This window comes from Streptomyces coeruleoprunus, from assembly GCF_039542925.1.
Taxonomy (GTDB): Bacteria; Actinomycetota; Actinomycetes; order Streptomycetales; family Streptomycetaceae; genus Streptomyces; species Streptomyces coeruleoprunus.
In genome coordinates, this window is record NZ_BAABIT010000001.1 from 3,129,204 (window position 1) to 3,148,248 (window position 19,045).

A 19,045-nucleotide genomic window follows, 5' to 3' on the forward strand; every position below is an offset into this window, starting at 1 on the left:
GGGATGGCCGAGACCCATGTGCTGTTCGTCGAGGACGACGACGTCATCCGGGAGGCCACGCAGCTGGCGCTGGAGCGGGACGGCTTCACGGTGACGGCGATGCCGGACGGGCTGTCCGGCCTGGAGTCGTTCCGGGCGGACCGGCCGGACATCGCGCTGCTGGACGTGATGCTGCCGGGCATGGACGGCGTGAGCCTGTGCCGCCGCATCCGCGACGAATCGACCGTGCCGGTGATCATGCTCTCGGCGCGTGCCGACTCCATCGACGTGGTCCTGGGCCTGGAGGCCGGCGCCGACGACTACGTGACGAAGCCGTTCGACGGGGCCGTGCTGGTGGCGCGGATCCGCGCCGTGCTGCGCCGCTTCGGGCACGCGGGCGGGCCGTCCGGTGCCGACGGCGGCGACCAGGCGGGCCAGGGCGAGCGGGGGCTGCTGGTCTTCGGCGACCTGGAGGTGGACACCGAGGGCATGGAGGTCCGCAAGGGCGGCGCGCCCGTGGCGCTGACCCCGACGGAGATGCGGCTGCTGCTGGAGTTCTCGTCGGCCCCCGGCACCGTGCTCTCGCGCGACAAGCTGCTGGAGCGGGTCTGGGACTACGGCTGGGGCGGTGACACGCGCGTGGTGGACGTCCATGTGCAGCGGCTCCGCACGAAGATCGGCCAGGACCGCATCGAGACGGTGCGGGGCTTCGGCTACAAGCTCCGCGGCTGATACGCGCGCCGCGGTCCGCTCCGTACCCCCTTCTCCCCCGTCAGCCCCCGCCCGCTCCCCGCATCAGAACAGGACAGCGCCTCGATGAAGCCGCCCGCCCTCCGTACCGGCGTCCGATGGAAGATCTCCATCGCGATCGCCGCCGTGGGCGCTCTCGTCGCGGTCGCGCTCAGCCTGGTCGTCCACAACGCCGCACGCGTGTCGATGCTGGACAACGCGCGCGAGGTGCAGATGGAGCGGCTGCTGTCCGCGCAGCGCATGTACGAGGCGTCCAAGCCCAAGGAACCGAAGTTCGGTACGAAGGTGAACGACCCCGCGCTGCCGCCGGAGCTCGACCGGATCCTGCAGCGCAAGCACCGCGGGACGTACGTGGAGGAGCACGAGGACGGCGCGCCGGACGTGTGGGCGGCCGTGCCGCTGGCGAACGGGGACACGCTGTCGCTGCACACGCGGTTCGCCAACCGCAGCGCCACGATCATGAAGCGGCTCGACGAGGCGCTGATCGTGGGCTCGGTGTCCGTGGTGTTCGGCGGCAGCGCGCTGGGTGTGCTGATCGGCGGGCAGCTCTCGCGCCGGCTGCGCAAGGCGGCCACGGCGGCGGGCAAGGTCGCCCAGGGCAACACGGACGTCCGGGTGCGGGACGCCATCGGCGGTGTCGTACGGGACGAGACGGACGAGCTGGCGCGGGCCGTGGACGCGCTGACGGACGCGCTGAACGAGCGCATCGAGGCCGAGCGCAGGGTGACCGCCGACATCGCGCACGAGCTGCGCACGCCGGTCACGGGCCTGCTGACCGCGGCGGAGCTGCTGCCGCCGGGCCGCCCGACCGAGCTGGTGCGGGACCGGGCCCAGGCGATGCGGCAGCTCGTCGAGGACGTCCTGGAGGTGGCCCGGCTGGACAGCGCCTCGGAGCGGGCCGAGCTGCAGGAGATCGCGCTGGGCGAGTTCGTCAGCCGCCGGGTCGCGGTGCTGGGTCCGGACGTGGTGGTGCGGGTGGTGCACGAGTCGTGGGTCAACACCGACCCGCGGCGCCTGGAGCGGATCCTGCTGAACCTGCTGACGAACGCCGCCAAGTACGGCCGGCCGCCGGTCGAGGTGACCGTCGAGGGCCGGGTGGTACGGGTGCGGGACCACGGGCCCGGCTTCCCGGAGGCGCTGCTGCGCGACGGGCCGAGCCGGTTCCGTACGGGCGCCAGCGACCGCGCCGGGGGCGGTCACGGCCTCGGGCTGACCATCGCGGCGGGCCAGGCACGGGTGCTCGGCGCGCGGCTGACGTTCCGCAACGCGGCCCCCGAGACGCCGGAAGGCACCGCCCGGGATTCGGGCGGCGCCATCGCGGTGCTGTGGCTGCCGGAGCACGCTCCGACGAACACGGGGTCCTTCCCGATGCTGCCGTTCCCCGACGAGGACGGAGCGCCGGGGGCGCCGGGCGTCAGATGAGGACGCCCTCGGCGCGCAGGAAGGCGGCCGGGTTCACGGCGGAGCCGTAGTTCGGCGTCGTACGGATCTCGAAGTGCAGGTGCGGGCCGGACGAGTTGCCGGTGTTGCCGGACAGGCCGATGAGCTGGCCGGTCTTCACCTTCTTGCCGACGAACACGTTGATCTTGGACAGGTGGGCGTACTGCGAGTACGTGCCGTTGGCGTGCTTGATCACGATCGCGTTGCCGTACGCGGAGCCGTCGCCGCCGCCGTTCGGGCCGGCCTTGACGACGACGCCCGAGTGGGCGGCCTTGACCGGGGTGCCGACCGGCACGGCGAAGTCCTGGCCGGAGTGCTTGTTCGTCCACATCGCGCCGCCCTGGTTGTAGCTGGCGGTCAGCGTGTAGCCGGTGACCGGCTTGACCCAGTCCACGGCCTTGGCGGCCTTGGCGGCCTTGGCGAGGGCGGCCTTCTTGGCGGCGGCCTTCTTCGCGGCGGCGGCCTTCTGGGCGGCGGCGGCCTTGGCGGCCACGGCCTTCAGCTGGGCGGCCTTGGCCTGCGCGTCGGCCTGGGCGGCGACGGCGGCAGCGGCGTCCACGGCGACGGGTGCCGACAGCGCCTCGGCCGCGAAGGCCGACGTACCGGCTCCGAACGCCACGGACGCTCCCAGGCCGGCGGCGGCGAGGGCGACGACGGCGTTGCGGGCGGAAAGCTTGCGCTGCGACATACGGGGAAGTCCTCCGGGATCCTGACAACAAGGGACCCGACGCAACCGGTGCGCCGGGCTTCGGTCATCCTTGGTACCGCCTTCTCCCGGAGCGCCCCAAACGCCCGATCTACGACATACGGTCGTAGTGCGCGACCTGTGACGGCCACACTTGACGGCTGCGGCCATACGGGCACCAGCCCATCGATATGGGCGGGAAAAGGGCGGAACACCCCCACGTCGAAGGCACGACCACCCCTCGCGCACCGGGGTCCCAGCCGCACGAGCCCCTGCCGGTCAGCCACCCGCACCAGGGGGCATACCCCGGCCCGCTGCGGACCGCGACTCACTATTCCCTCTAGTACGTCCGAAATGCCCTGTGCGCCTTGTCACGGAACCAGGCCGAAAATCGACGCATCTCCGGCCCGAAGTGCCGCACCGCCTTCTTCCTGAGGGCCGCCCCCTCCGGAATGCTCCTGTGCCATGAGACCCGTGACGCGCACCACAGCCCACGCCGGGCGCACCAGGGCCTTCCGGCGCCTGACCGCCGTCGGCCTCGCCGCCCTCCTCGCCTGGACGCTCCAAGGCCCCCTGGGCTCCCCGGCCGGGGCCGGCCCGTCGGACACCGGCCTCAAGGGGGCCCTCGACACGATCCTCAGCGACGCACGACTCGACGGTGGCGCCGTGAGCGTCGTCGTCGCGGACGCCGCGACCGGGGACACCCTCTACCAGCGCGACAGCGGCGACCGGCTGATGCCCGCCTCCAACACCAAGATCTCCACCTCGCTGGCCGCCATGGCCGTGCTGGGACCCGACCACCGGTTCCGTACGGAGGTGCTGGCGAGCACCCGCCACCGGGACGGCGTCCTGCGCGGGGACCTCTACCTGCGCGGCACCGGCGACCCCACGACCCTGGCGAGCGACTACGACCGGCTGGCCGCCCGTGTCGCCGCGGCGGGCGTCAAGCGGGTCACGGGCCGTCTCCTGGCCGACGACACCCGCTTCGACCGCCTGCGCTTCGGCGACTCCTGGGCGGCCGACGACGAGTCGGCGTACTACGCGGCACAGATCTCGCCGCTCACCCTCGCCCCCGACACGGACTACGACGCGGGAACCGTCGTCGTCCAGGCCTCGCCGGCCGCAGCCGTCGGCGGGCGTCCCGTGGTCGCCCTCACCCCGAGGACCGACTACGTCCGCATCGACAACCGAGCCACCACCGTCGGCGCCGGCAAACCCGACACCCTCACCATCGAGCGCGCCCACGGCACCAACACGATCGTGATCAGCGGCGAGATCCCCCTCCAGGGCTCACCCACCAAGGAGTGGATCGCCGTCGACGAGCCGACCGGCTACGCGGCCGCCGTGTTCGCCGACGCCCTCGCCGCGCACGGCGTACGCGTCGACGGCCCCACCCGCCTCGGCGTGAAGACGCCCGCCACGGCCCAGCTCCTCGCCGGCCACAGCTCCATGCCGCTCAAGGAGCTGATGCGCCCCTTCATGAAGCTGTCGAACAACATGCACGCGGAAGCGCTCACCAAGGCCATGGGCCATGAGACCGCGGGCAGCGGCAGCTGGAGCGCGGGCCTCGACACGATCACCGCGTACCTGAAGAAGGAGGGCGTGGACACCGCACAGCTGCGCCAGGCCGACGGCTCCGGCCTGTCGCGGAAGAACCTGTTCCCCGCCGCCCAGCTCGCCCGGCTGCTCGTCGCCGTCCAGGACTCCCCCTGGTACGCCGACTGGTACGCCTCCCTGCCGGTCGCCTGCCACGCGGACCGCGCCATCGGCGGGACGCTGCGCACCCGCATGTGCAACACGCCGGCCGCGCTCAACGCCCACGCCAAGACGGGCTCGCTGACGGGCGCCTCCGCCCTGTCGGGCTACGTCACGGACAAGGCGGGCCGACGGCTGGTGTTCAGCATCGTCCTGAACAACTACCTGGCGTCGTCGGTGAAGAGCATCGAGGACGCGATCGTCGTCACGCTGGCCTCGTCGGACACGGCGGCCGGCACGATCGCCACGCCGGCCCCGCCCACGGCACGCGTCTCCGGGCGGGACGCCGGCCTGGAATGCGCCTGGCGCAAGCCGGAGGCCGCCTGCTGAGTCCCGGAAGCCCGGGGCGCACGCGAAAGGGCTCGCCCCGGACCGTACACACGGTCCGGGGCGAGCCCTTCAGTCACTGCTCACCGCTCGGAGCGGCGATGCCTCACGCGTCCTTGGACAGGTTCGGCCCCGCGCCACCGGCCGCCTCGATCGGCGGAACGTCGGGCAGCGCCGACTTCTCCTCACCGCGGAAGGTGAACTTCTTCTCCTCACCCTCGCCCTCGGTGTCCACGACCACGATGTGACCGGGCCGCAGCTCGCCGAAGAGGATCTTCTCCGACAGCACGTCCTCGATCTCGCGCTGGATCGTCCGGCGCAGCGGACGGGCACCCAGCACGGGGTCGTAGCCCTTCTTCGCCAGGAGGATCTTCGCGTCACCGCTGAGCTCGATGCCCATGTCGCGGTCCTTCAGACGCTCGTCCACCTTGGCGATCATCAGGTCGACGATCTGGATGATGTCGTCCTGGCTGAGCTGGTGGAAGACGACGGTGTCGTCGACACGGTTCAGGAACTCGGGCCGGAAGTGCTGCTTCAGCTCTTCGTTGACCTTCGCCTTCATCCGGTCGTAACCCGTCTTGACGTCGCCCTGGGCGGCGAAGCCCAGGTTGAAGCCCTTGGAGATGTCCCGGGTCCCGAGGTTGGTCGTCATGATGATGACCGTGTTCTTGAAGTCCACGACCCGGCCCTGGGAGTCGGTCAGGCGACCGTCCTCCAGGATCTGGAGAAGGGAATTGAAGATATCGGGGTGGGCCTTCTCGACCTCGTCGAAGAGGACGACGGAGAACGGCTTGCGGCGCACCTTCTCGGTGAGCTGGCCGCCCTCCTCGTAACCCACGTATCCGGGCGGGGAGCCGAAGAGACGGGAAACGGTGTGCTTCTCGCTGAACTCCGACATGTCGAGCGAGATCATCGCGTCCTCGTCGCCGAAGAGGAATTCGGCGAGCGTCTTGGACAGCTCGGTCTTACCGACACCGGACGGGCCGGCGAAGATGAACGAGCCACCGGGGCGCTTCGGGTCCTTGAGGCCGGCCCGCGTACGGCGGATGGCCTGCGACAGGGCCTTGATGGCGTCCTTCTGGCCGATGACGCGCTTGTGGAGCTCGTCCTCCATGCGGAGCAGACGGGAGGACTCCTCCTCCGTCAGCTTGAAGACCGGGATGCCGGTGGCGGTCGCGAGGACCTCGGCGATCAGCTCGCCGTCGACCTCGGCGACGACGTCCATGTCGCCGGCCTTCCACTCCTTCTCCCGCTTGGCCTTCGCCGCCAGCAGCTGCTTCTCCTTGTCGCGGAGAGAGGCCGCCTTCTCGAAGTCCTGCGCGTCGATCGCGGACTCCTTGTCCCGGCGGACGGCGGCGATCTTCTCGTCGAACTCGCGGAGGTCCGGCGGCGCGGTCATCCGGCGGATGCGCATCCGGGAACCGGCCTCGTCGATCAGGTCGATCGCCTTGTCCGGCAGGAAGCGGTCGGAGATGTACCGGTCGGCCAGCGTGGCCGCCTGGACGAGCGCCTCGTCCGTGATGGACACACGGTGGTGCGCCTCGTAGCGGTCCCGGAGGCCCTTGAGGATCTCGATCGTGTGCGGCAGGGACGGCTCCGCGACCTGGATGGGCTGGAAGCGGCGCTCCAGGGCCGCGTCCTTCTCCAGGTACTTGCGGTACTCGTCGAGCGTGGTCGCACCGATGGTCTGCAGCTCACCACGGGCCAGCATCGGCTTCAGGATGGAGGCCGCGTCGATGGCGCCCTCGGCGGCACCCGCGCCCACGAGCGTGTGCAGCTCGTCGATGAACAGGATGATGTCGCCGCGGGTGCGGATCTCCTTGAGCACCTTCTTCAGGCGCTCCTCGAAGTCACCGCGGTACCGGGAGCCGGCGACGAGCGCGCCCAGGTCCAGGGTGTAGAGGTGCTTGTCCTTGAGGGTCTCGGGCACCTCGCCCTTGACGATGGCCTGCGCCAGGCCCTCGACGACCGCCGTCTTGCCGACGCCGGGCTCGCCGATGAGGACCGGGTTGTTCTTGGTACGGCGGGACAGCACCTGCATGACCCGCTCGATCTCCTTCTCGCGCCCGATGACCGGGTCGAGCTTGGACTCACGAGCGGCCTGGGTGAGGTTCCGGCCGAACTGGTCGAGGACCAGGGACGTCGAGGGCGTGCCCTCGGCGGGACCGCCTGCGGTGGCGGCCTCCTTGCCCCCGGAGTAACCGGAGAGCAGCTGGATGACCTGCTGCCGCACCCGGTTGAGATCGGCGCCCAGCTTCACGAGGACCTGGGCGGCGACGCCCTCGCCCTCGCGGATCAGGCCGAGCAGGATGTGCTCGGTGCCGATGTAGTTGTGGCCGAGCTGAAGGGCCTCGCGGAGCGACAGCTCCAGCACCTTCTTGGCACGGGGCGTGAAGGGGATGTGGCCGGACGGGGCCTGCTGGCCCTGGCCGATGATCTCCTCCACCTGCTGGCGGACCGCCTCGAGCGAAATCCCGAGGCTCTCCAGGGCCTTAGCGGCGACACCCTCACCCTCGTGGATCAGGCCCAGGAGGATGTGCTCGGTGCCGATGTAGTTGTGGTTGAGCATCCGGGCTTCTTCCTGAGCCAGGACGACAACCCGCCGCGCGCGGTCGGTGAACCTCTCGAACATCGTTAATCGCTCCTCAGAGCGGTCAGGCAGTAAGGGGTCGGTCCCCTCCCTGTCCTTCCGCAGCTTAGTCCCGCAAGCGGGGACCGCTCATTCCAACTGCCGACACCCGTCGATGGCCTCCTGACCCGAACGCCGACAAATGCTCCAACCCGATGGTGCGAGACGATGTTCCCGCAGGCCAGGCAGTTAGCCTCACCGACAGTACGCCGATGGCGAACGTGAGACGTCCGCGGCCGCGTGTCGCCCCTCCCCACTAGGAATGTCTTACCCGTAAGCACTGACACTCCATGCGGCACACCCCGGGTGCCTCAGCTACGGGCGAACATCCTTGCGCTGGCGAATGCGCCCGTACGCCCCCAACCTGGACACGCAGAGCGATCGTGCTTCCACCCTGCGTAACTTCCCCGGGGCGTTGGGAGTTCCCCGGTCATGGCCTCCTCCGCGCTGCCGACCCTGCCGCCGGCCTTCCCCCTCGGCCCTCCCGCCGAGTCCGCCGTCTCCGGCGCGGCCGTCGTTCCCCTGCCGGGCCCCCGTCCGGTGCCGGATGCCGAGGCGTCCGGGAGCGGCGGGGTCGCGCGGTGGTACGAGCGGGTGCTGGGCTGGGCCGCCGTCGAGGGGCCGCCGGTGCAACTGCCGACCGGGCTGCGCTTCGACGCGCTGGATCTGCCGGCCACCGCCGGCTTCGCCGTGCTGCGGCGGGTGGGCGGTGGCTGGCCCGTGGCCCTCTGCGGGGACCGGATGCTGATGCTCGTGGCCGCGGGGAGCGCGGACGAGCTGCCCGGCCTCCTCGACTGGCTCGAATGGGGCGGCGTCGGCCTCGACCTCGCCGCACGGGGTACGGGCGGCCGGATGCCCGCCCCCACTCCCCCAGGATGGAACGGACCCGGCACGCCCGGAGCCGCCGTATGGCTGCGGCCGCCCGAGCCGGGGCGCGAGGTGGAGCCGGCCCTTCCGGGCCTCCCGCCGTTCGCTCGCGCGGTCGGCGGCGGTGACGTCACCGGCCTGGCACGGCTCGTGTCCGTGGCCGCGACGGAATGTCACCGGGCCCGGCTGCTCGGCGTCGGCACCCCGCGGGCCGCCGGTCAGCGGTTGGCGTCCTCGTAGGCCTGCTTGATGTCGGCCGGGACACGACCGCGGTCGTTCACGTTGTAGCCGTTCTCCTTGGCCCACGCGCGGATCTTCGCGGTGTCCGGGCTGCCGCTCGTGGCGGTGCCGCGGCCCTTGCCACGGCCACCGGCGGCGCGGCCACCGGTGCGCCGGCCGCTCTTGGTGTACGGCTCGAGCAGGCCGCGGAGCTTGTCCGCGTTGGCGGTGGTGAGGTCGATCTCGTAGGTCTTGCCGTCCAGAGCGAACGTCACGGTCTCGTCCGCCTCGCCGCCGTCGAGGTCGTCGACAAGAAGGACCTGAACCTTCTGTGCCACCGGATTTCCTTTCATCGAAAATGCAGTACGCGGAAAGGAAACCGCTTTTCTCTGGAAAACACAAACCCTTGGGAGAGGTTCAGATCCGCGAGAACGCGGGAAACGTACGCGATTCGGACATAGGGATCCGGTTCGCCCCGACCCTTCACAGGTGCAGAAGCATCCGGCTGTTGCCCAAGGTGTTCGGCTTCACCCGTTCGAGGCCCAGGAACTCGGCGACGCCCTCGTCATAGGAACGCAGCAGCTCGCTGTAGACATCTCCGTCGACGGGTGTCTCCCCGATCTCGACGAAGCCGTGCTTGGCGAAGAAGTCCACTTCGAAGGTCAGGCAGAAAACCCGGCGCACCCCGAGCCAGCGGGCCGTGTGCAACAACTTGTCCAGCACCTGATGCCCGATGCCCGCGCCCTTGAAGTCCGGGTCGATGGCGAGCGTGCGCACTTCGGCGAGATCTTCCCACATCACATGGAGTGCGCCGCACCCGACGACGGTCGCGTCCTCGTCCCGTTCCGCGACCCAGAACTCCTGGATGTCCTCGTAAAGGGTCACGGTCGCTTTGTCGAGCAGGATGCCTTCGGCGACGTACGGGTCGACGAGTCGGCGCACCGCGGGTACGTCGGAGGTCCTGGCTCTGCGGACGGTCACGGCTTTTGACGTGGATGACGACATGGCTGCGAACGTTATCGTTCCGCGCCGGAGGAGTCGGCGGCGCCCTGGTCAGGGGGCCGACCGTAGTTCTCCGGCGCGGCCCCGGGGGCCTCTTCGGCGGGGCCCGGGATAGCCGCCGGCGGCGGGGTCCGGTCTTCGGTCTCCTGTTGCCCGCCTTCCCGTTCTCCGGGGAGACCTTCTTGCGGGGGCTGTTCCGTGCGGGGTTGTGCGGGGGCTTCCCGCGAGGGTTCCGGGGTGCGTTCGGTGAGTGCTTCCGCGGGGGGTTCCGCCGAGGGTTCCGCCGGGCGTTCCCCGACCGCTTCCGTACGGGGTTCTTCTCGGGGTTCCTGTGCCTCTTCCGGGGTGTCGCGCTGGACGATGCGGATCGCGTCGTTGAGGGCTTCCCGCTGCTCCGGCGACATCATGCCGAAGAAGGCGACGAGGGCCGCGGCGGGGTTGTCGCTCTGCGCCCAGGCTTCGTTCATCAGTGCGGCGGAGTACGCGGCGCGCGTGGACACGGCGGTATATCGATAGGCCCGTCCGACGACTTCCCTTCGCACCCAGCCCTTCTGATGGAGATTGTCCATCACGGTCATGACCGTGGTGTAGGCGATGGACCGTTCCTGCTGCAGATCCTCGAGGACTTCCCGGACGGTGACAGGACGGTTCCATTGCCAGACGCGGGTCATGACGGCGTCTTCGAGCTCTCCCAATTGACGGGGCACACCGCCACCATAGTGGGAGATCCCTGAATGAACAGCTATTGACGTAACAAAAAGGACGTACGGGGCAAATGCCACCGTACGTCCTCAATGCGTCACCCCTGGGCCGGGGAATGCCCGGCGGGAAGGGCGTGCGGCCGTCAGGCCTGACCGGGCTCCGCGGAGCCGTCGGCCTGGCGGGCGGCCTCGGCGCGGGCGAACGCCGCGTCCACGGCCGCGTCCTCCTTGGCCTTGTTCGAGCCGCCCTGGCTCTTGACGATCGTCACGACGACCGCGGTGAAGAAGGCGGCCATCACCACGGGCGGCAGGAGCGCGGATACGTAGTCCATGGCATCCAGACTAGCTACCCGGCCGCGCGCTTCTCCGGCGGGGGCGGGGCCGGGCGGCGGCGCGGCGGGAACACCTCCGACGGCTTGGGCACCGGGCGCTCGGCGGGCGCCGGCGACGAGGGCTTGGGCGGCTGCGGCTTCTTCGGGCCCTCGGCGGGCTCGTCGCGGCCGCCCTGGAGGACGAGCAGACGGGTGCGCGGGCCGGTGGCCGGTGCCGGGATGGCGGCGGGGGCCGTGACGGGCCGGCGGCCGGCCAGGCGGGCACGTACGGACCGCTCGGCCAGCACCTGGCAGCGCGCCAGGAGCGCGGCGCCCGCGGGTGTGCCGCGCAGGGTCCGCAGGGCGGCCAGGTCCTCGGGGCGCGGGTCGTAGCCGGCGGCCAGGGCGTCCTGGAGCAGTTCCAGGTAGCCGGGCGCGGCGCCGGGCAGCGAGGCGCGGTAGCGGGCCAGGTCCGCGAGGACGAAGGTCCTCATCCTGCCCGCCTCGCGGGCCGCCTCGTCCACGGCGTCGGCGAGGCGCAGGCAGTCCCGGACGTCCTCGTCGTCGAGCGGTGTCGGGTGCAGGGCATGGGCGAGAGAGCGTCGCAGCACACGCAGCTCGTCTGCGCTGAACGCCAGTCCGCCTCGTGATCCGTATGGCGTGGGCATAGTCCGACAATACGTGCATATCGGACAAAAACGCCTGAGGAAGCGCTGCCGGGCGCGTTGCCGGGCGCCGTTCCCCGCCCTTCCCCTCGCCCTTCCTCGCCGTCCTCGTCGTGCCCGTCCGTCAGGGCTCACGCGCGCGGCGGCTACATGCGGGACACGTTCCGTTCGTAGACCAGGCGGAGGCCGATCAGGGTCAGCCAGGGCTCGTGCTCGTCGATCAGGGCCGACTCCCCCAGCACCATGGGCGCCAGACCGCCCGTGGCGATGACGGTCACGTCGGACGGGTCGCCGTTCGGCCCGACCAGCTCGCGCCGCATGCGCTGGACGACGCCGTCGACCTGCCCGGCGAAACCGAAGACGATGCCCGACTGCATGGCCTCGACCGTGTTCTTGCCGATCACGCTGCGGGGGCGGGCCAGCTCGATCTTGCGGAGCTGGGCGCCGCGGATGCCGAGCGCGTCGACGGAGATCTCGATGCCCGGGGCGATGACCCCGCCCACGTACTCGCCGCGCGCGCTCACCGCGTCGAACGTCGTCGCCGTACCGAAGTCGACGACGATCGCCGGGCCGCCGTACAGCTCGACCGCCGCGACCGCGTTGATGATGCGGTCCGCGCCGACCTCCTTGGGGTGGTCCACCAGGACCTGCACCCCGGTCTTGATGCCGGGCTCGACGAGGACCGCCGGGACGTCGCCGTAGTAGCGGCGGGTCACCTCGCGCAGCTCGTGGAGGACGGACGGCACGGTCGCGCAGATCGCGATGCCCTCGATGCCGTCGCCCAGCTCCTCGCCGAGCAGCGGGTGCATGCCCATCAGGCCCTGGAGCAGGACCGCGAGCTCGTCGGCCGTACGGCGGGCGTCGGTGGAGATGCGCCAGTGCTCGACGATCTCCTCGCCGTCGAACAGGCCGAGGACGGTGTGGGTGTTGCCGACGTCGATGGTGAGCAGCATCAGCCCTGCGCCTCTCGGAGGTCGAGTCCGATGTCGAGGATCGGGGACGAGTGGGTCAGGGCGCCCACCGCGAGGTAGTCGACACCGGTCGCGGCGTACGCGGCGGCGTTCTCCAGGGTGAGGCGGCCGGACGACTCCAGGACCGCGCGGCCGGCGACGAGGGTGACGGCCTCCTCGGTCTCCATGGGCGTGAAGTTGTCCAGGAGGATCAGGTCGGCGCCCGCATCCAGGACCTCGCGGACCTGGTGGAGGGTGTCCACCTCGACCTCGATCGGGACGTCGGGGAACTGCTCCCGCACGGCCTTGAACGCCTGGGCCACGCCGCCCGCGGCGACCACGTGGTTGTCCTTGACCAGCGCGGCGTCGGAGAGGGACATGCGGTGGTTGACGCCGCCGCCGCAGCGCACGGCGTACTTCTCCAGGGCGCGCAGGCCGGGCGTGGTCTTGCGGGTGTCGCGGACCTTCGCCTTGTAGCCCTCCAGCGCGTCCGCCCACGCGCGCGTGGCGGTGGCGATGCCGGAGAGGCGGCACATGATGTTGAGGGCGCTGCGCTCGCCGGTCAGCAGGTCGCGGGTGCGGGCGGTGACGGACAGCAGCTTCTGCCCGGCCTCCACGCGGTCGCCGTCGGCGACGTGCCGCTCGACCTCGAACTCGTGGGTGCAGACGATGGACAGGACCGCCTCGGCGATGTGGATGCCCGCGACGGTACCCGCCTCGCGCGCGGTGAAGTCCGCGGTGGCGACGGCGTCCTCGGGGACGGTCGCGACGGTCGTCACGTCCACGCCGCCGTCCAGGTCCTCCTCGACCGCGCGGTAGGCGACGTCCTCGACGAGCACGGGGTCGAGGCCGGCCTGCGCGAGGAGCGCGGCGAGCGCCGGGTCGAGCCCGCACTCGTACACCTCGTCGTCCTCGCCGGCCGCGCAGCCGCAGCCGTCGCCGCAGCCGCCGGCCTGGACGGCCGAGGGCGCCCCGATCTGGATCAGGGGTACGTCCACGGGCTGCGGGCGTTCTTCGGGCGTGCTCATGGTTCTACGACTCCCTGGGGGCGGCCGCCTGGTCGGCGGCCTTGTCGGCGTTCTGGACGGTCGGGGGGAAATCCTGGGTGGTGGTCGTACGGACGTCCAGTGTCCGGTCGGGGGAGAGCCGTACGACGAGGTGGCGGCGCCAGGCGGCGTCGTCCCGGTCGGGGTGGTCCTCGCGCCAGTGGCAGCCCCGGGTCTCCTCACGGCGGCGGGCCGCGGCGACCAGGACGCGGGCCACGCACAGGAGATTGGTGGTCTCCCAGGACTCCACGCCGGGCTCGGCGGCCTTGGCCGTGCCGTTGGGGGCGGGCTCGCCGTCGGTCGCTTCGCGGTGGATGGCGTCCAGCTGCTCGGCCGCCTCCGCGAGGCTGGCGGCGGAGCGCAGCACTCCGGCGCCCTGCGTCATCACGTGCTGGACGCGCCCCCGGGCGGCGGGGTCGAGGAGCGGGAGCACGCGCGGCGCGGGGTGCGGGACGGGCGTGCCGGCCGTGGTCCTGCGGGCCGCGATGTCGTCGGCGATGCGCTCCGCGAAGACCAGGCCCTCCAGCAGGGAGTTCGAGGCCAGCCGGTTGGCGCCGTGGACGCCCGTACAGGCGACCTCGCCGCACGCGTACAGGCCGGGGACCGTCGTACGCCCGTACCGGTCGGTGCGGACGCCGCCGGAGGCGTAGTGCGCGGCCGGCGCGACCGGGATGGGCTCCGTCACCGGGTCGAAGCCGTGGGCTCGGCAGGCGGCGAGGATGGTCGGGAAGCGGGACTCCCACATCTCGGCGCCGAAGTGGCGGGCGTCGAGGTACATGTGCGTGGTGCCCTGCTCGCGCATGCGGCGCATGATGCCCTTGGCGACGATGTCGCGGGGCGCCAGCTCGGCCAGCTCGTGCTGCCCGACCATGAAGCGCACGCCGTCCGCGTCGACCAGGTGGGCGCCCTCGCCCCGTACGGCCTCCGAGACCAGCGGCTGCTGGCCCTCCGCGTCCTGGCCGAGGAACAGGACCGTCGGGTGGAACTGGACGAACTCCAGGTCGCTCACCTCGGCGCCGGCGCGCAGCGCGAGCGCCACGCCGTCGCCGGTGGAGACGGCCGGGTTGGTGGTCGCGGAGAAGACCTGGCCCATGCCGCCCGTGGCGAGGACGACGGCCGGGGCGTGGACGGCGCCGACGCCGTCGTGCTGGCCCTCGCCCATGACGTGCAGGGTGACACCGGCGGTGCGGCCCTCGGCGTCCGTGAGGAGGTCGAGGACCAGGGCGTTCTCGATGGTGCGCACGGCGCGCTCGCGGACCGCGTCGACGAGCGCGCGGGAGATCTCCGCGCCGGTCGCGTCGCCGCCCGCGTGCGCGATGCGGCGGCGGTGGTGGCCGCCCTCACGGGTCAGCTCGATCGTGCCAGCCGCGTCGGTGTCGAAGCGGGCGCCCGTGGCGATGAGGCGGCGTACGGCGTCGGGGCCCTCCGTGACGAGGATGCGGACGGCCTCCTCGTCGCACAGGCCCGCGCCCGCGACGAGGGTGTCGTCCAGGTGCTGGCCGGGCGTGTCGCCCTCGCCGAGCGCGGCCGCGATCCCGCCCTGCGCCCAGCGCGTGGAGCCGTCGTCGAGGCGGGCCTTGGTGACGACGACCGTGCGCAGACCGGCGGCCGTGCAGCGCAGCGCCGCGGTCAGGCCGGCGACGCCGGAGCCGACCACGACCACGTCGGCGTCGATGGACCAGCCGGGGGCCGGGGCCTGGAGTCGTATGCCGGTCATGCGGGGGCTCCGGGGGTGCTCGGGGTACCGGAGGTACCAGGGGCGGCCGGGGTGCGGGGCGGCTGCCCCGTCGTGCCGAGGGTGAGGGGCGGCTGCCCCGTGGTGCCGAAGGTGAGGGGCAGGTTGTCGATGAGCCGCGTCGTGCCCACCCTGGCGGCGACGGCGAGGATCGCCTCGCCCTTGTGGTGGTCGGCGACCTCCGTGAAGTCCGCGGGGTCCACCAGGGCGAGGTAGTCCAGCACCAGCGGCGGATCGGCCTTCGCCGCCTCGTCCAGTACGGCCCTGGCCGCCGCGCGCACCGCGTCGGCGCCGCCGCCCTGCGCCTGGGCGGCCTGGGCCACCGCGTGCGCGTCGGCGGCCGCGCGGGACTCGCCGAGCTTGGACAGCGCGTCGGCGCGGCTCTGGGAGGCGGGCAGCGACTCGGCGCGGGCGCGCAGCGCCTCCTGTGCGGCGAGCCTGTCGCGGGCCGCGAACAGCGCGGCGGACAGCGCGAGTGCCGTGCGGCGCTCCGGGACCGACAGGTAGCGGTTGCGGCTGGACAGGGCCAGGCCGTCGGGCTCGCGCACGGTGGGTACGCCGACGATCTCGGCCCGGAAGTTCAGGTCGCGGACCATGCGGCGGATCAGGGCGAGCTGCTGGGCGTCCTTCTGGCCGAAGAACGCCACGTCGGGGCGGGTGAGGTGGAGCAGCTTGGCGACGACGGTCAGCATGCCGTCGAAGTGGCCGGGCCGGGAAGCGCCCTCCAACCGCTCACCCATGGGGCCCGCCGTGATGCGGACCTGCGGGTTCCCTCCCGGGTACACCTCGTCGACGGACGGCGCGAAGACGGCGTCGGCGCCCGCCGCGCGGGCCACCTCGACGTCGGCGTCGAGCGTGCGGGGGTAGCGGTCGAGGTCCTCGCCCGCGCCGAACTGGAGGGGGTTGACGAAGACGGTCACCGTGACGAAACCGTCCCGTCCGACGTGCTCCCGGGCGGTACGGACGAGCGAGGCGTGGCCCTCGTGCAGGGCGCCCATGGTCATGACCACGGCGCTCCTGCCGCCCCGGGCCACGGCCTCGTCGAGGAGTCCGTCCAGGGCCTCTCGGGTGTGGACGAGCGCGATGCCGGTCCGGGGCGCGCCGGGGGTGCCGCCGGGCGTCCGGGTGGCGTGGGACGTCGGGCTCATCGGCTGCTCTCTCCTTCCGGGCCCTCGGCATCGGGGCGGGCGGGGGGTGCGGGGGGTTGGGCGGGGGTGGCGTCGTCGGTGGGGGCGCCGTCAGTGCCGGCCTCGTCGGCTTCAGTGCCGGCCTCGTCGGCTTCAGTGCCGGCCTCGTCGGCTTCAGTGTCGTCGGCTGAGGCAGGGCCGGACGGAGCGGCGTCGGGCGAGGTGCCGTCAGGCGCTGTGGCACCGGGCGAGGCGGCCTCGGACGACGGGGCGTCGGGTGACGTGGCGTCGGTGGGCGTGGTGTCCGTGGGCCGGGCCTGCGGGGACGGGGTCTCCGGGAGCGGGACCTGCGGGGAGGGCTCCGTGGGGGTGCCGCCGCCGCTGGCCGGGGCCGTGGCGAGGACGCCGAGGAGGTCCTCCGCGAACTCCGCCTTCAGCAGGCCGTGGGCCAGGGCGCGGTCGGCGGTCGCGCGGGCCATCGCGAGGTAGCCGGCCACCGTGGCGGGTGCGTGCTTGCGCAGCTCGGCGACGTGCGCGGCGACCGTGCCGGCGTCACCGCGCGCGACGGGGCCGGTGAGCGCCGCGTCGCCGGACCGCAACGCGTTGTCGAGCGCCGCGCCGAGCAGCGGGCCCAGCATCCGGTCGGGCGCCGTCACGCCGGCGGTGCGCAGGAGTTCCATCGACTGGGCCACCAGGGTGACCAGGTGGTTGGCGCCCAGGGCGAGCGCCGCGTGGTACAGGGGGCGGGCCTCCTCGGCGATCCACTCGGGCTCCCCGCCCATCTCGATGACCAGGGCCTCCGCGGCCAGGCGCAGTTCCTCGGGCGCGGTGACGCCGAACGAGCAGCCGGCCAGCCGCTGCACGTCGACGCTCGTGCCGGTGAACGTCATGGCCGGGTGCAGCGCGAGCGGCAGCCCGCCGACGCGCCGGGCCGGGTCGAGAACCCCGACGCCGTACCGGCCGGAGGTGTGCACGAGAAGCTGTCCGGGGCGTACGGCCCCGGTCTCGGCGAGGCCCTGGACGAGGCCGGGCAGGGCGTCGTCGGGAACGGTGAGCAGCACCAGCTCGGCCCGCTCGAGCACCTGCGCGGGCGGCACGACCGGGACGCCCGGGAGCAGCTCCGCGGCACGGCGCAGGGAGGCGTCGGAGACGCCCGAGACGGCGACCGGCCGGTGTCCGGCGAGCTGCAGGGACGCGGCGAGGGCGGGGCCCACCCGGCCGGCGCCTACGACGCCGACGGTGAGCCGCGCTGGGCGGGGTTCTGCTGTTGGGTTCACGCGGCGACGGCCTTCCGTTCCAGTCCGCGGGGGGTACCGGACGATTTCTCGTCATGCTACGCCAGCGTTTCGCGCGACCCCCGCGCTGTCCACAGGCCGCGCACGGCGGTCCGATAATCACCCGCTCCTGTGGACGGAGCGGATGGATGATCGGGAGATGACTGATGGAATGACGGACGACGCGGAGCTGGGGCGAAGGCGGAGGCTCGCCGCGTGGCGGGCCGCCGGGCGGACGCTGTCGCGGCTGTCGGTGGAGGCGACGCTGCGGGAGCGGCTGACGGCGCTGGCGGCGGACGCCGGGGCCGTCCACGACCTGGACGAGACCGTCGACACGTACGGGGACGGGGTCGTCGAGGAGCTGGAGCGGCGGGTCGCGGCGCTGCTCGGGTTCCCGGCGGCCGTGTTCTTCCCGACCGGGACCATGGCGCAGCAGGTGGCGCTGCGGTGCTGGGCGGGGCGTACGGGCAATCCGGTGGTGGCGCTGCATCCGCTGGCGCATCCCGAGGTGCACGAACGGGGTGCGCTGGGGACGGTGAGCGGGCTGCGGACGGTGCATCCGACGGACGCGCCGCGGCTGCCGACGGCCGACGAGGTGCGGGGCCTCGACGAGCCGTTCGGGACGCTGATGCTGGAGCTGCCGCTGCGGGACGCGGGATTCGTCCTGCCGGCGTGGAACGAGTTGGAGGAGGTGGTGGAGGCCGCGCGGGAGCGTGATGCGCTGGTGCACTTCGACGGCGCGCGGCTGTGGGAGTGCGCCACGCACTTCGGCCGGGAGCTGAGCGAGATCGCGGGCCTGGCGGACAGTGTGTACGTGTCGTTCTACAAGTCGCTGGGCGGCTTGTCGGGGGCGGCGCTGGTGGGGCCGGAGTCCCTGGCGGAGGAGGCGCGGGCATGGCGCCACCGGTACGGGGGCACGGTGTTCCAGCAGCATCCTGCGGCGCTGTCCGCCCTGGTGGGCCTGGAGCGGGAGCTGCCGCGGCTGCCGTCGTACGTGGCCCACGCGCGGGTCGTGGCGGAGGCGCTGCGGGAAGGGTTCGGGGCCGCGTCGGTGCCGTGGTTCCGGGTCCATCCCGGTGTGCCGCACACGCACCAGTTCCAGATGTGGCTGCCGTGGGACGACGAGACGCTCACGGAAGCGGCGCTGCGCCAGTCGGAGGAGACCGGCGTGACGCTCTTCCACCGCTGGTACGCCCCTGGCCCGGCGGGCCCGGCGGGGGTGGCCCGCACGGAGGTGACGGTGACCGCGCCGGGGCTGGAGTGGTCGGCGGACGACGTGAAGGAGGAGGTGGGGAGGTTCATGGAGTACGTGCGGCGCGTGGCCGGGGAAGCGTGACGGCCGGGCAGGCACCCGTGCCGGGCCCCGGGGCCGGGCTCGCGGCGTCCTGCCGGGCGGCCGGGCGGCCGGGGCGCCCGAACCACAGGCGAAGACGGCTGCCGGCGGGGCGGGCGGGCGACGCGGGGCGGGTCCCGGGCGGAGGCGGCAGGGGGTGGCCGTGCCGGGCGGCGCGGTAGGCGTCGAGCAGGTGCTGCTGGGTGACGTTCATGGGGCCAGGCTGCTCCTGGCTCCGGGGCGGCCGCGC

At 72.6% G+C, this 19,045-nt stretch carries 17 protein-coding genes and 1 pseudogene; 5 read left to right on the forward strand and 13 right to left on the reverse strand.

All coding sequences use genetic code 11. The features are described from left to right. Positions 1-3 precede the first annotated feature (3 nt). On the forward strand, positions 4-711 hold the full coding sequence (cseB, locus tag ABEB09_RS13630) for a two-component system response regulator CseB (RefSeq protein ID WP_345690164.1): 708 nt from the start codon (positions 4-6) through the stop codon (positions 709-711). 84 nt (positions 712-795) lie between these two features. Then, a complete protein-coding gene (cseC, locus tag ABEB09_RS13635) occupies positions 796-2,151 on the forward strand; it encodes a two-component system sensor histidine kinase CseC (RefSeq protein ID WP_345690165.1) in 1,356 nt (451 codons plus the stop codon). Here the strand turns inward: cseC and ABEB09_RS13640 are convergent. Continuing rightward, a complete protein-coding gene (locus ABEB09_RS13640; RefSeq protein ID WP_345690166.1) occupies positions 2,144-2,857 on the reverse strand; it encodes a M23 family metallopeptidase in 714 nt (237 codons plus the stop codon). The genes cseC and ABEB09_RS13640 overlap by 8 nt on opposite strands. A 462-nt stretch (positions 2,858-3,319) precedes the next feature. Here ABEB09_RS13640 and dacB point away from each other — a divergent pair, with 462 nt between their 5' ends. Continuing rightward, positions 3,320-4,939, forward strand: a complete 1,620-nt coding sequence (gene dacB, locus ABEB09_RS13645; protein WP_425580048.1) for a D-alanyl-D-alanine carboxypeptidase/D-alanyl-D-alanine endopeptidase — start codon at positions 3,320-3,322, stop codon at positions 4,937-4,939. Positions 4,940-5,042: 103 nt separating this feature from the next. Here dacB and ABEB09_RS13650 read toward each other — a convergent pair whose 3' ends face one another. Further along, complete coding sequence (locus ABEB09_RS13650) at positions 5,043-7,568, reverse strand: ATP-dependent Clp protease ATP-binding subunit (RefSeq protein WP_345690167.1); 2,526 nt, start codon at positions 7,566-7,568, stop codon at positions 5,043-5,045. 429 nt (positions 7,569-7,997) lie between these two features. Between ABEB09_RS13650 and ABEB09_RS13655 the strand changes: the two genes are divergently transcribed. Then, positions 7,998-8,672 (forward strand): SCO3374 family protein, encoded by a 675-nt coding sequence (locus ABEB09_RS13655; RefSeq protein ID WP_345690168.1) that lies wholly within the window; start codon positions 7,998-8,000, stop codon positions 8,670-8,672. Here ABEB09_RS13655 and ABEB09_RS13660 read toward each other — a convergent pair. The 10 genes and pseudogenes from ABEB09_RS13660 to ABEB09_RS13705 all read right to left on the reverse strand — a co-directional run. After that, positions 8,651-8,989, reverse strand: a complete 339-nt coding sequence (locus ABEB09_RS13660; protein ID WP_345690169.1) for a histone-like nucleoid-structuring protein Lsr2 — start codon at positions 8,987-8,989, stop codon at positions 8,651-8,653. The genes ABEB09_RS13655 and ABEB09_RS13660 overlap by 22 nt on opposite strands. A 145-nt stretch (positions 8,990-9,134) precedes the next feature. After that, complete coding sequence (locus ABEB09_RS13665; protein WP_345690170.1) at positions 9,135-9,656, reverse strand: amino-acid N-acetyltransferase; 522 nt, start codon at positions 9,654-9,656, stop codon at positions 9,135-9,137. A gap of 11 nt (positions 9,657-9,667) precedes the next feature. Then, positions 9,668-10,324, reverse strand: coding sequence for a BlaI/MecI/CopY family transcriptional regulator (locus ABEB09_RS13670; protein ID WP_380839519.1), 657 nt, complete (start codon positions 10,322-10,324; stop codon positions 9,668-9,670). Positions 10,325-10,497: 173 nt separating this feature from the next. Beyond that, positions 10,498-10,686, reverse strand: coding sequence for a hypothetical protein (locus ABEB09_RS13675; RefSeq protein ID WP_345690172.1), 189 nt, complete (start codon positions 10,684-10,686; stop codon positions 10,498-10,500). Between the two features lie 14 nt (positions 10,687-10,700). Beyond that, positions 10,701-11,303 carry a hypothetical protein gene (locus tag ABEB09_RS13680; RefSeq protein ID WP_345693929.1) on the reverse strand — a complete coding sequence of 201 codons (603 nt, stop codon included), beginning with the start codon at positions 11,301-11,303 and terminating at the stop codon, positions 10,701-10,703. A 173-nt stretch (positions 11,304-11,476) separates the two neighbouring features. Continuing rightward, complete coding sequence (locus tag ABEB09_RS13685; protein ID WP_345690173.1) at positions 11,477-12,283, reverse strand: type III pantothenate kinase; 807 nt, start codon at positions 12,281-12,283, stop codon at positions 11,477-11,479. Next, entirely contained in the window at positions 12,283-13,308 is a 1,026-nt protein-coding gene (gene nadC / locus ABEB09_RS13690; RefSeq protein ID WP_345690174.1) for a carboxylating nicotinate-nucleotide diphosphorylase, read from the reverse strand. The genes ABEB09_RS13685 and nadC overlap by 1 nt, the downstream gene beginning before the upstream one ends. A 4-nt stretch (positions 13,309-13,312) precedes the next feature. Beyond that, positions 13,313-15,043 (reverse strand): L-aspartate oxidase, encoded by a 1,731-nt coding sequence (locus tag ABEB09_RS13695; protein ID WP_345690175.1) that lies wholly within the window; start codon positions 15,041-15,043, stop codon positions 13,313-13,315. Beyond that, positions 15,040-16,209: a pantoate--beta-alanine ligase gene (gene panC / locus ABEB09_RS13700; RefSeq protein WP_345690176.1), complete on the reverse strand. Its 1,170-nt coding sequence runs from the start codon at positions 16,207-16,209 to the stop codon at positions 15,040-15,042. Before panC ends, ABEB09_RS13695 begins: the two co-directional genes overlap by 4 nt. A gap of 343 nt (positions 16,210-16,552) precedes the next feature. Then, positions 16,553-17,465, reverse strand: a pseudogene (locus ABEB09_RS13705) (Rossmann-like and DUF2520 domain-containing protein); the annotation flags it as partial. Between the two features lie 157 nt (positions 17,466-17,622). Between ABEB09_RS13705 and ABEB09_RS13710 the strand changes: the two are divergent. Continuing rightward, positions 17,623-18,798, forward strand: coding sequence for a threonine aldolase family protein (locus ABEB09_RS13710; protein WP_380839480.1), 1,176 nt, complete (start codon positions 17,623-17,625; stop codon positions 18,796-18,798). Here the strand turns inward: ABEB09_RS13710 and ABEB09_RS13715 are convergent. Further along, positions 18,761-19,009, reverse strand: coding sequence for a hypothetical protein (locus ABEB09_RS13715; RefSeq protein WP_345690177.1), 249 nt, complete (start codon positions 19,007-19,009; stop codon positions 18,761-18,763). The two genes, ABEB09_RS13710 and ABEB09_RS13715, sit on opposite strands and share 38 nt — an antisense overlap. Positions 19,010-19,045 lie beyond the last annotated feature (36 nt).

Bases quoted from the DNA above. Each gene is read 5' to 3' on its own strand.
- ABEB09_RS13710 (WP_380839480.1), top strand. From the start codon at position 17,623: ATGACTGATGGAATGACGGACGACGCGGAGCTGGGGCGAAGGCGGAGG.
- ABEB09_RS13650 (WP_345690167.1), bottom strand. From the start codon at position 7,568: ATGTTCGAGAGGTTCACCGACCGCGCGCGGCGGGTTGTCGTCCTGGCT.
- ABEB09_RS13715 (WP_345690177.1), bottom strand. From the start codon at position 19,009: ATGAACGTCACCCAGCAGCACCTGCTCGACGCCTACCGCGCCGCCCGG.
- ABEB09_RS13640 (WP_345690166.1), bottom strand. From the start codon at position 2,857: ATGTCGCAGCGCAAGCTTTCCGCCCGCAACGCCGTCGTCGCCCTCGCC.
- ABEB09_RS13665 (WP_345690170.1), bottom strand. From the start codon at position 9,656: ATGTCGTCATCCACGTCAAAAGCCGTGACCGTCCGCAGAGCCAGGACC.
- ABEB09_RS13675 (WP_345690172.1), bottom strand. From the start codon at position 10,686: ATGGACTACGTATCCGCGCTCCTGCCGCCCGTGGTGATGGCCGCCTTC.
- nadC (WP_345690174.1), bottom strand. From the start codon at position 13,308: ATGAGCACGCCCGAAGAACGCCCGCAGCCCGTGGACGTACCCCTGATC.
- cseC (WP_345690165.1), top strand. From the start codon at position 796: ATGAAGCCGCCCGCCCTCCGTACCGGCGTCCGATGGAAGATCTCCATC.
- dacB (WP_425580048.1), top strand. From the start codon at position 3,320: ATGAGACCCGTGACGCGCACCACAGCCCACGCCGGGCGCACCAGGGCC.
- ABEB09_RS13655 (WP_345690168.1), top strand. From the start codon at position 7,998: ATGGCCTCCTCCGCGCTGCCGACCCTGCCGCCGGCCTTCCCCCTCGGC.
- panC (WP_345690176.1), bottom strand. From the start codon at position 16,209: ATGAGCCCGACGTCCCACGCCACCCGGACGCCCGGCGGCACCCCCGGC.
- ABEB09_RS13670 (WP_380839519.1), bottom strand. From the start codon at position 10,324: ATGACCCGCGTCTGGCAATGGAACCGTCCTGTCACCGTCCGGGAAGTC.
- ABEB09_RS13685 (WP_345690173.1), bottom strand. From the start codon at position 12,283: ATGCTGCTCACCATCGACGTCGGCAACACCCACACCGTCCTCGGCCTG.
- ABEB09_RS13695 (WP_345690175.1), bottom strand. From the start codon at position 15,043: ATGACCGGCATACGACTCCAGGCCCCGGCCCCCGGCTGGTCCATCGAC.
- cseB (WP_345690164.1), top strand. From the start codon at position 4: ATGGCCGAGACCCATGTGCTGTTCGTCGAGGACGACGACGTCATCCGG.